This is a genomic window from Algibacter amylolyticus, from assembly GCF_014202225.1.
Lineage (GTDB): Bacteria > Bacteroidota > Bacteroidia > Flavobacteriales > Flavobacteriaceae > Algibacter_B > Algibacter_B amylolyticus.
This window is the reverse complement of the sequence record NZ_JACHGE010000013.1, coordinates 50,387-61,910: the sequence shown is the minus strand read 5'-3', so window position 1 is coordinate 61,910 and position 11,524 is coordinate 50,387. Positions and strand designations below refer to the sequence as shown.

Here is an 11,524-nt window from a genome sequence, read left to right as displayed (position 1 = left end):
TAAGATTACACTTATCTTTAGATTATAAAACACCAAATATGGTATATAAATTATCAGCTTAATTCAATTTTAACCTGTAGCCATATTTCAGGACAAGACATTTAAAGAACATTCATAAGTAAACATTTAAGTTTACTTTTTTTATTTTTTGTAAACTTATATATTGACTTTTTTATATATTTGTAAACACAAAAGTTTACATTATTTATGTTTTGTAAACTTAAATATTTACAAAAAAATGAGAAATAAGCGAAAACTTTTAATCGAACAATTGGACCAAAAGCTACAACCATTCTCTGAAAGCAGAAAGGTCCTGGTCCCAGAACGTGGATGGATAAATACTATTCGAACTGCACTTAATATGACCATGGCCCAACTTGGTGCTAAACTAAATATTACAAGACAAGGCGTAAAAAGAATTGAGGAAAGTGAGGCTAATGGCACGATAACACTCAATTCTTTAAAAGATGTTGCCATGGCTCTGGATTTAAAATTGGTATATGCATTGGTCCCAAAAAATGAGACCATAGACGATTTAATACAGAAAAAAGCAGATAAACTGGCTCAAAAAATAGTATTACGGACCAATCAAAATATGAAACTAGAGGACCAAGGAATTGGAGATGACAAGATAGCCAAAACCATAAAGGAACTTGCTAATGAAATAAAACGAGAAATGAGAAAGTCATTATGGGATTAGAATTCGTTTACAAAGATGGACAAACACCCTTAGAAGAAGAAGAAAAGGATGGTCTTAAAATAAAATCAATTACGACTCAAGGAGAGTTGGATGAATTTGAGCAACTGAACATTGAAAAAGCTGTCGAATGGACTATTCACACAAATTTGAAACCTGAAAATATTTTGACAGAAAAGTTTGTTAAAGACTTACATAAAAAAATGTATGGTGACGTATGGAAATGGGCTGGTGAATTTAGAAGAACTGAAAAAAACATCGGAATTCCATGGACAAAAATTGGGCTAGAATTAAAAAATTTACTGGACGATACCAAATATTGGATAGAAAACAAAACCTTTTCACCAGAAGAAATAGCAATTAGATTCAAGCATCGAATAGTATCTATTCATTGTTTCCCAAATGGAAATGGAAGACATTCAAGAATGATGGCAGACGTAATTATGGAATCAATATTTGGAAATGAAATATTTTCGTGGCATCAGTCTAATATGGTAAAAGCTAATGAAATTAGAAAAGAGTATATTAATGCATTGAAAGAAGCTGACAATGGAAATGTTAAACCACTAATTGAGTTTGCAAAAAACTAAAGCCAACATGCGTATATAACATATAAAAACCTTAACAAAACCTACAAATTACAAATGTATTTACCTACAAAAAAGTTCTCAAAAATAATTAACCTTTCCATACAAAACTAAAAAAACCCATTTCAAATAATTTGAAGCGGGTTCTTAAAGATATAGTTTATAGGTTTTTATTAGAATTGTATTACAAAAAGCCTGAATTTATATAATGTATTAAATACTAATATCGCCAGTTTGCTTTTCAGGAACTTCTTGCACACTCATTTTCGTATCGTATTGTTCAAATACTTTCTTTAAAATATATTTTCCTAATTTCATTTTTTCTAGAATAACATCGCCTTTAAAAGAATACCCAGATCTTAAATTTAACTTTTGCGTTTCTGGTAAATCAATTAGCACGTAAAAATTATTATCAACCTCTTTTCTGTTAGGTATAAAGCTTAATGCACCCTTAATTGGCCCATATTGATAGTAGTAATAAGCATCTAATTTTAAATGCGTGGTTTGCCCTTCTTTTAAGTATTTTAAATCTTGCTCCTTGACCCGTGCTCGGGCATAAAAACTCTCAGAATCTGGTGTTATAGAAATTAAAGATTCGCCTTTATTTATAAAACTTAAATTCTGGTTTTGGGTAAACACATTTACAATAACGCCATCTAAATTTGATATTAAAAATTGCCTATTGTCTGCTGCTTGAACAATATCAATAGATTTCTCTCTGGTTTCTAATTTAGAATTTACATTCTCTTTTTGTTGGTCCAATCGATTTTGAGAGGCTATTAAATCGGAAATTTGAATTTCCAAAGTGTTTTTACTTTGTAAATATTCGTTTTCTAACGAGCTGAACTGACCTTTTAATTGGCTTCTTAAATTTCCGAGTTGCAAGTACTGGCTTCTAGAGGTTAAATAGTCGTCATTGGCTTGCCTAAGCTCAATTAAACTAATAACTTCTTTTTTGTACATAATAGAATCCGAGCTTAATTTATTTCGCTTAATTTTAATTTGCTCATTTAATAAATACGCCTGCTGCCCTAAACTTCTTAACTCGTTAGTAATTTTTTTACGATTATTAATATATTGTATAGAGTCTAATTCTATTTGCTTTTTAAAAAACGCAACCTTTTCTTCTATATTTAATTTATCAATATCAATGGATTTATTTTGCTGAAAAATAGTTACAAACTCACCACTAGCATTATCAATTTCCATTAAGGTATCGCCTTTAGTAACGCGATCGCCTTTACTTACAAAGGTTTTTCTTGGTATAATTTCAAAGGGGGCCTTAAAATTAATTTCTGGGTTTTTTGATATGATTTCGCCATAATTATAGGTTACCACATCGTTAACAGGAATTACAAACAATCCTACCACAACAATACCTATAAAAACCAATAAAATCCTAAAGAAAATTTTTATAAAATTAATTTCCCGGGTTTCATATAATCTTTTATTATCTAAGCTATATTTACTCATTTTATTATTGTAGCATTAATTTTCCGTTATCCAATACGTACGTTTTGTCGAATTTCATATGACTTACAGCCTCATGAGATATTATTAAAAACGCTTTTTTAGAGTCCATTAAGGTCTTTTCTATAACTACTCTTGATTCGGTATCAATTCCAGATAAAACCTCATCTAACATTATTATACTAGCGTTACTAAGCAAAGCACGAAGTAATAATATCTTTTTTCGTTGTCCTGTTGATAGATTTTTACCGTTTTCACTTATTTTATAATCTAAACCTTCATCGTTAGATATTATAAATTCGTAAAAATCAATCTTTTTAGCCATATGGATAACCTCATAAGCATCAATAGTTTTACCAAAGGTTATGTTATAAAGTAGGCTTTCGTTGAATAAAATATCTTCGTTACTTACTAATAACACATTATCTCTAATGGTGTTTTTATCGTATAACTTTACATCAACATCGTTAACTTTAATAGCTCCTTTAGTTGGGCTATATAACAAGGCTAAAATTTTACAGAACGTAGATTTACCTGATCCATTTTTTCCTTCTATTTTAATTTTTTCGCCTTTACTAATATTAATATTTATATCATGTAGTATTGGCGTCCCTGGCATATACTCAAAACCAACGTGATTAAAATCAACCGTAGTAACATCAACATTTGTAATCGCTTTCTCTGTGGATTGTGCCTCTGCTTTTTCATTAAAATCGAAGTACCTTTTTAAGATAACTAGGTTTTCTTGCAAGGTTAAGTTTTCACTTAAAATACTACTTAAAGAACCAAATATTTTAGATGATAACGCTAAAAACGTAATGATTTGCCCTAAAGTAATAGTTTGATGCAAAATAGCATCTTTGGATAGTAAGGTTAATATGGTAAGTCCTGCAAACAGGGTTATTAAGGACACTACAGTAGAATTAAAAATACTATAATACTTAACTTTTGTTTGAATTTTTATAAGCTCGTCAATATTATCGTTTACTTTTTCAGAGAATACGTTTTCAATTTTAAAACTTTTAATTACCTGAATACCTTCAATTTTTTCAATCATGGTAGAAAAGTAATTTGCTTTAATTGCAAACCTCTTCATCTCATTGGTTTTTAAAATTGGGGTCATAATCCTAAACCAAATATAGAATAGCACCATGACTACTAAAACGATACTTGTAAGTTGCCAATCTATAAACAGCAAAAGTATAAGCGAGTAAATAGATACTACAATATCTACTAGTATTCTAGTAAAAAATCTTAAAAAGAAATCTTTTAGTTTTCTTGAATCGCTTAAACGTTCTGTTAAATCGCCTCGCCTAAAATTCTGAATAAAACGAATAGAGAAATCATTTAATTTCTGATCGAAGGTCCCTAAAAAGTATTTATCTAAAATGTTTCCTAAATGGATACTAATAAACTTTTTATAGAGTGATATTACTATATTAAAAATTCGGAATATAGCAACACCTATTACAAATAGTATTAAGATGTTTAACTGAAAACTAGGTAAAACTTTATCTATTAATATTTGATTAACAAAAACAGCTAACTGGGTAACACTTGCTGCAAAAATTGCTGTAAAAATGTATATATACCACAGTTTCCTATCGGATTTTAACCCTCTAAGTAATTTGAGGTACATGCTCTCCTCGTTGTCCGGATAGTCTGGATGTACAATTGGTCTTTTGTCTTTTGCCTTTACAGTTAAAATTAAAGGCGCTTTAACCTTAATTTTACTTTTATTTAAGCCTAACGTTTTAAAATGCTCCGGAATGGCAAGTAAATCTTGATCGAAAATTAAATCTTCTAAAAACTTTTTTTCTAGTTTTTTGTCGGTAAACGGGTAATTTTCTTGATAATACCCAAAGTACATTAGCTTATTAAATAATGTCGTTACATCATTATCGCGTAAGGCTTTACTTTTGTCAACTTTATAGGTTTCGAGTTCGCTATTAATAATAATATTTAATCGCTCTGTCATGGATACCTGATCCAGATAACTATCTGAATAATGGGCTATCTTTTTTAACTTTTGTAAAGTTATATAGTAGGTTTTAACTCGATTGGAATCATAAACCTTAAGTCTTCCTCGTTTTATACCATTAATAACAATATAATGTAATTCCTTTTTATGTTTTACAGGAATTATAAACGGAAATAGGTCTTTAAAGTAGGCTGTATTGTTTTTAGTTGTATTAACATCTAAAAGGCTAAAATTTGATTCGCAACCATTATCATCAAAAAATGTTTTTAAATCGCTCATTCTAGAGCCTTCTTGATTTAAAAACACCTCGTCTTTAATATATTGCCGGCTTACATTTTTATGTAAAATATTATAAACCGTTTTTACAGCACTTATACCACAATCGTTATTTCTAATTTGTTGGTCTATCATGTAATATTACTGTTATAGTTTTGGGGTTTTAAGAGCCTCAAATATATTGTATTTATTTTTAATTGAGTTTTTTAGTAATCGCTTTCCAATTATTGTACATAGCTGTAGCACTGCTAAATCTGTTTTCTGGATTTGGTTCTAAACATTTTATTATAAACTTTTTTACCTGTTTTGGTATTTTACGCTTTAAAAACACTTCGTTTTCTCCTAAATTTAGCTGTTGTTTCTCGTCCACCATAGTTTTCCAGGTGTCTGCTTTAAATGGTAATTCTTTTATAAAAATATAATATATAATAATACCTATTTGATACACCTCTGCCTGAAAATGCGTAACTTTTGAGAAACGTCTATCTAAGGATCTTAATGCACGCTCTGGCGGAATAAAGGCATAAACACCTCCGTTTCTCACCTTTTCTTGTGCGTTTTCGATATTTACTTCAACGTTATTGGCATAACCAAAATCAATAATTACTGGAACACCGCTTTTTTGCACCATTACGTTACTAAAGTGAATATCACCATGATAAACTTTGTTTTGGTGAACAATAGAAAATCCTCTTAGCATTTTTAAAATAAGCTTTACCTTTTCCGGTGTTTTTAGCTTATTGTTGTTCACATATTTAGAAATACTCACGCCCTCAATAGGTTTTAATAAAAAATAGGGTTGTTCTTTATAAGATTTAAAACCAAGCGTTTTATTTATATAAATAGAATTAAATTTATTAGCGAAATTAAATTCTTCCTCAAAATATGTACTGTATTTATCAAAACTTTTTTCGTCCTTAAACTTAGATTTATTTAAGAGTTTTACAACTAGTTTTTTATTGGTTTTTAGATCGCGAACTAAGTAAACATCTGTTATTTTATTGTTACCTAAAACAGATAAGACTTTATAATTTAAAAACGTGTCCTTTTCCTTAAACAAGGTATCGAGTTCTGGTAATTCTTCAATCTTATCCTCAGGAACAATCCAATGGCGTTTAGCTAAATCATTAAAAAAGCTTTCTAACTGACCTTTTAATAAATTAACCTCTTCACTTTTTTCTAGTTTGAATTCTGCTTTGTAATTCTTAAAAACATCAGTTAATGTATTAGGCATTTCAAAATGCTTTAAAAAATTAAAAATAGTTTCATTAATTAAAAACACTTTTGTTCGCTTTGTAGAAATTAAAGCGAAATACTCAAGTTCTTGGTTTTTGTCCTTTTCTGAGCTGAGTTCTATATAACTAGAGAGTTTATACATAGTAGGATGTAAAGCTATTTAATATAATTAACATAACTAGACGCTACAATTAGTATTGAAGGTTAGTACATTAATAATTTTGAGGGAAGATAAAAAAATCAGTTCTTGGCATTAATACTTACTGTCCTAATTTTTTTGAGTTTTAAGCAAAAAAAACAGGTTTACATATGTAACCTGTTTTTTTTTGAAATTATATAAATCCTATCCTTCTACGTAAATAGGTGGTTCTGGTGTTTCACATGCAACAGATGATGATGACGATGATGACGATGACGAGCTTGAACTAGAGTTAGAACCTCTTCCTCCACATCTTCTTCTTCTACTTCTTTTTCTTCTTCTACCTCTGCAACCTCCAGCTACAACTTCATCAATTTCGTTATAATTTAAATCCTTGATTAAATCGTTTAATTTTATCATAATATTCTATTTTAAGAGTTAATAACAATTACTCTGCAAATCTATATAAAATAGAATAACTAGGCACTTCGGTTTAACGAGTTTAAAAGTAATTGGTCTAAATTACCACAGCCGTTAATCTAATTCCTACTAAAAATTACTTTAATCGGTAATTAAGTCAAGTTTTACTGAGTTAAAATACCACTTATACTTGGCTGTAATAACATCTAATTCAGATTTTAGTAAGTTTCTCTTAGCAATTGCAAAATTGAACGCGTTAATTTTACCTTCTTCATATTTAAGCTTTGAGGTCCTAAATGATTCAGCTGAAGACAATAACACCTCATTTGAAGATTTATACTCTACGATAGCATCTCCAATATCCTGATATGCCTTTTCTACCTCGAAAATTAAATTATTATTTACCACCTGTTTTGCCATAACTGCTTTTTCATGATCGAGTTTAGCCACTTGAACATCATAACTATTTTTTAAACCATTAAAAACTGGAATGCTTAAAGTTGCTCCTATAGAGTTTGTTTTATTATCTCTATATTGAGTTTTAAAAGGAAAAAGATCTTCATTATCTTCTGACAAGCTTCGCACATAAAAGGACTCTACTTGATATTTAAGACTTAGTTTTGGTAAAACTCTCCCTCTTACTTCTCCTATTAATGCTTTGGTTATGTCTACAGCATAATCGGCGCTTTTAGCAATTGGGTTATTAGCAAGAACTTTATCTATATAATAGGACTTATCTTTTAAAGCCTTTTCATCAACCTCAAAAAGGTTATCATAAAAAACAACTTTATCGGTATCCACATTATAATTAAGGAGATATAGTAAATTTAGTAATGCTCTTTTTTTACTATTTTCACCTAGCTCTACATTTTTTTTATCTATGGCATGTTCTGCAATAGCATCATACAATTCACTTTTAGCAATGTAACCATAGCTTAAAGCATCGTTTAACCTATTAATTTGTTTATCACTTTCTGCTAATTGGTTATTTAATAATTTTAAATACTCATCATTAAACATAACATCTAAATAAAACTGTGCTATGGTTAATAATAAATCTCGTTTTGCAATTTTGGCATCGGCAGCAGATTTTTTAACACTAGCCTTTGCTCTTTTAAAACTACTAAAATTCGAAAAGTTTATTACATCCATTGAGGCACTTAAATACATATCGTTAGAAAGGAAATCTTCGTTAACTCTGGTATTTGTAGAGGGCTCAATATTAAATCCAAATTCATAATCTTGGGTAATACCAATTCCAACATCGGGCAGAAAATGCCATTTAGCTCTATTACTTAAAAGCTTCTGCTTTTCCACCTCCATGTCGTTTTGTTTTAAATCTAGATTATTTCGAATAGCCAAAATAAAACAGCCTTCTAGCGTTAATTCTAGCTCGCCATTAGTTTGAGAGTGCGTTACCCCTATACTTAAAAAACTAATGATTAATAATAGGAAATACTTCATAAATAGGTCATTTAGGACTTGAAAATTTTCTGCAAGATATAGAAATTAAAAAATAAATAAACTTTTTTGTAACATTTTGAATCGTTGTAACGTATAACTATTGAACGACCTATTTATTCACAAATTAAATTCAGGACACATTAAATGAGACAACTTAAAATTACGAAGCAGGTTACCAATAGAGAAACCGCTTCGTTAGATAAATATCTACAGGAAATTGGTAAGGTTGATTTAATTACAGCCGACGAGGAAGTTGAATTAGCGCAACGTATTAAAGCTGGCGATCAAGTAGCTTTAGAAAAGTTAACGAAGGCTAATTTACGTTTCGTTGTATCTGTTGCTAAACAATACCAAAACCAAGGCTTAACATTACCCGATTTAATTAATGAAGGAAACTTAGGTTTAATTAAAGCTGCACAACGTTTTGATGAAACTCGTGGTTTTAAATTTATATCGTACGCCGTTTGGTGGATTCGTCAATCGATTCTTCAAGCATTAGCAGAGCAATCTCGTATTGTACGTTTACCATTAAACAAAATTGGTTCTATTAATAAAATTAATAAAACATTTGCTTTTTTAGAGCAAAGTCATGAACGTCCACCTTCTGCCGAAGAAATTGCAAAAGAATTGGATATGACTATTAATGATGTTAAAGAGTCTATGAAAAATTCTGGTCGTCACGTTAGTATGGATGCCCCTTTAGTAGAAGGTGAAGATTCTAACTTATACGATGTATTAAACTCGGGCGAGTCTCCAAACCCAGATCGCGAATTGTTACATGAATCTTTACGCACCGAAATTGAGCGTGCTTTAGAAACATTAACACCTCGTGAAGCAGATGTTATTCGTTTATACTTTGGTTTAGGAAACCAACACCCAATGACGTTAGAAGAAATTGGTGAAACGTTCGATTTAACACGTGAGCGTGTAAGACAAATTAAAGAAAAAGCTATTCGTAGATTAAAACACACGTCTAGAAGTAAAATATTAAAAACATATTTAGGCTAGTAATTTTCTGTTAAGAATTACGACTAAATTATAGTAACAACAGTTACAACATAACTGTTCGTTTTTTGATTGATGAAAGAACCCGCGGCTGATTACCGCGGGTTTATTCATTTTAGAAAACGCATAATTTTAAATCACCAAACATTAATATTAGTAATATGCTAAAAACTATTTGTTACACAAGCAAGGTAAAACCAAACATAGACATAATGGGCTTTGAAGCCTTGTTTAACGAAACGCAAACCAAAAATAACACCAACAACATTACAGGTGTGCTGGTTAAAAAAGATAGTGCTTTTTTTCAAATTATAGAAGGCCAACCCATACTCATAGATGTTCTTTTTGAAAAAATAAAAATAGATAATAGACATTCTAATATTATTGAATTAGTAAACACCTCTATTACCAAACTTAGTTTTAAAGATTTTAATACAAACTACACCATTATTGACGATCTTGACGCACTTTATAGCTTACAAGATTATCTAACACACCTAGAAAATAAAGAATGTGAGTCCAAAGCTATTTTTTTACAAATTATTGAAGATCTATTAAGTTCTGACTAATAAAAAACTTTAGATTTGCGAAAACAAAACAAAAAATATTAAAATGGCTTCTAAATTAATTGCGCCTTCAATGCTAGCTGCCGATTTTGGCAATTTACAACGTGATACAGAAATGGTTAACAATAGTGATGCCGATTGGTTTCATATTGATGTAATGGATGGGCATTTTGTACCAAACATCTCATATGGTATGCCAGTAATTGCAGCTATAAAAAAGCATGCAACCAAGCCATTAGATGTTCACTTAATGATTGAAAAGCCAGAACGTTATATTGAAGAGTTTGCTAAAGTTGGAGCAGATATTATAACCGTGCACCATGAATCTACAGTACATTTACACCGCACCCTTACTCAAATAGAAGATGCAGGTTGTAAAGCTGGTGTTGTATTAAACTTAACTACACCAGTTTCTGTTCTAGAAGATATTTTACCTAAATGTTACATGGTTTTACTTATGTCTATAAACCCAGGTTTTGGTGGCCAAAAGTTTGAAGACATCACGTACAACCGCGTAAAAAAATTACGCAAAATGATTACGGATCAAGGTTTAAACACCCGAATTGAAATTGATGGTGGTGTTACCAACAAAAACATTAAGAAACTAGTTGAAGCTGGTGCCGATGTATTTGTTGCCGGAAGTCATGTTTTTAAAAGCACTAACCAGACTGAAACCATAAAAGAATTAAAAACGCTTGCTAATTCTTAAATTTGCTTAACCAAATAATACAGTAAATCGGTTGACGATACAATACCAACGGGTACACCATCATCTACCACAGGAACCGCATGAAACTCGCGATCTGCTAATAATTTTGCTACGTCCTTAATAGAAGTGTCGCTAGATACCGTAACAACATCTTTAGCCATAACTTGTTCTATGGTAAAGGCATTATAGACTACAGAATTAACTGTTCGGCTACCTTCTGCTGCACTTTCGGCAAAACTAATACGCATTAAATCGGTAAAACTAAGCATACCTACTATTACACCATGCGAAACTACTGGCATATGTTTAATTTTATGTCTATTAAACAACATCTCTACCCTATCTAAATCCTCTCTAGGGCTAATTGCAATAATATTTTTAGTCATTATCGTAGAAATCGGAATGTGTGGTACCATGGCGTATATATTTAAAGTTACAAGGTAAATTTACTTCAGAAATTAGATTGATTTTATGATAATTATCACTTATCCTAAAATAATATTCAACCCACTGTGAACTATAGTGTCCCTAAAATTGTTTTAGCAAATACTTTATTAAATCGGTTGTAGTAACAATACCTTTTAATGTGTTATTATCCACTACTGGAAGCGCATGAAATTCTTTAGACGCCAATAACTCAGCAACTTCTTTTATGGAACTTGTAGAAGAAACCGTTACAATATTGCGTTTCATTACTTGATCGATAGTAAACATATTATATACCATAACATCTACAGCACTCTCATCTTCGTTGGTAATATCGGCAAAACTAAGTCGTAACAAGTCACTATAACTAAGCATACCTACAATTACATGACCATTAACTACAGGAATATGTCTTATTTTATATTTTTTAAATAAATGCTCGGCAGTTTCAAGTTTATCTGTTTTGTTCAATGTTATAACATCCTGGGTCATTATCATTGAAATTGGTGCTTTTCGTATCATAACATTATAGCTTAAGTTTATACTAT

The 11,524-nt window shown here is 30.4% G+C and carries 12 protein-coding genes; 5 read left to right on the top strand and 7 right to left on the bottom strand.

The window, feature by feature from the left end; all coding sequences use genetic code 11:
* Positions 1-238: 238 nt before the first annotated feature.
* Positions 239-700 carry a mobile mystery protein A gene (locus HNQ90_RS17700; protein ID WP_144118200.1) on the top strand — a complete coding sequence of 154 codons (462 nt, stop codon included), beginning with the start codon at positions 239-241 and terminating at the stop codon, positions 698-700.
* Positions 691-1,287 carry a mobile mystery protein B gene (locus tag HNQ90_RS17695; RefSeq protein WP_144118201.1) on the top strand — a complete coding sequence of 199 codons (597 nt, stop codon included), beginning with the start codon at positions 691-693 and terminating at the stop codon, positions 1,285-1,287. Before HNQ90_RS17700 ends, HNQ90_RS17695 begins: the two co-directional genes overlap by 10 nt.
* Before the next feature lie 210 nt (positions 1,288-1,497).
* On the opposite strand, the gene HNQ90_RS17690 is transcribed toward HNQ90_RS17695, so the two are convergent.
* The 5 genes from HNQ90_RS17690 to HNQ90_RS17670 all read right to left on the bottom strand — a co-directional run bounded on the left by HNQ90_RS17690 (position 1,498) and on the right by HNQ90_RS17670 (position 8,270).
* A complete protein-coding gene (locus HNQ90_RS17690) occupies positions 1,498-2,757 on the bottom strand; it encodes an HlyD family secretion protein (RefSeq protein WP_144118202.1) in 1,260 nt (419 codons plus the stop codon).
* A 4-nt stretch (positions 2,758-2,761) separates the two neighbouring features.
* A complete protein-coding gene (locus tag HNQ90_RS17685) occupies positions 2,762-5,146 on the bottom strand; it encodes an ABC transporter transmembrane domain-containing protein (protein WP_144118203.1) in 2,385 nt (794 codons plus the stop codon).
* A gap of 58 nt (positions 5,147-5,204) precedes the next feature.
* On the bottom strand, positions 5,205-6,389 hold the full coding sequence (locus HNQ90_RS17680; protein ID WP_144118204.1) for a protein kinase domain-containing protein: 1,185 nt from the start codon (positions 6,387-6,389) through the stop codon (positions 5,205-5,207).
* 201 nt (positions 6,390-6,590) lie between these two features.
* Positions 6,591-6,806 (bottom strand): hypothetical protein, encoded by a 216-nt coding sequence (locus tag HNQ90_RS17675; protein ID WP_144118205.1) that lies wholly within the window; start codon positions 6,804-6,806, stop codon positions 6,591-6,593.
* A 141-nt stretch (positions 6,807-6,947) separates the two neighbouring features.
* Positions 6,948-8,270 carry a TolC family protein gene (locus HNQ90_RS17670; RefSeq protein WP_144118206.1) on the bottom strand — a complete coding sequence of 441 codons (1,323 nt, stop codon included), beginning with the start codon at positions 8,268-8,270 and terminating at the stop codon, positions 6,948-6,950.
* A gap of 144 nt (positions 8,271-8,414) precedes the next feature.
* On the opposite strand from HNQ90_RS17670, the gene HNQ90_RS17665 reads away from it, so the two are divergent.
* From HNQ90_RS17665 to rpe, 3 genes are all read left to right on the top strand, one after another.
* On the top strand, positions 8,415-9,278 hold the full coding sequence (locus HNQ90_RS17665; protein WP_042497104.1) for a sigma-70 family RNA polymerase sigma factor: 864 nt from the start codon (positions 8,415-8,417) through the stop codon (positions 9,276-9,278).
* Between the two features lie 158 nt (positions 9,279-9,436).
* The gene (locus HNQ90_RS17660) at positions 9,437-9,844 is read left to right on the top strand and encodes a BLUF domain-containing protein (protein ID WP_144118207.1); all 408 of its coding nucleotides are present in this window, start codon (positions 9,437-9,439) and stop codon (positions 9,842-9,844) included.
* 43 nt (positions 9,845-9,887) lie between these two features.
* On the top strand, positions 9,888-10,550 hold the full coding sequence (gene rpe / locus HNQ90_RS17655) for a ribulose-phosphate 3-epimerase (RefSeq protein WP_144118208.1): 663 nt from the start codon (positions 9,888-9,890) through the stop codon (positions 10,548-10,550).
* Here the strand turns inward: rpe and HNQ90_RS17650 are convergent.
* A complete protein-coding gene (locus HNQ90_RS17650; protein WP_144118209.1) occupies positions 10,547-10,966 on the bottom strand; it encodes a CBS domain-containing protein in 420 nt (139 codons plus the stop codon). The two genes, rpe and HNQ90_RS17650, sit on opposite strands and share 4 nt — an antisense overlap.
* Before the next feature lie 112 nt (positions 10,967-11,078).
* Complete coding sequence (locus HNQ90_RS17645; RefSeq protein WP_144118210.1) at positions 11,079-11,498, bottom strand: CBS domain-containing protein; 420 nt, start codon at positions 11,496-11,498, stop codon at positions 11,079-11,081.
* Positions 11,499-11,524: the final 26 nt, after the last annotated feature.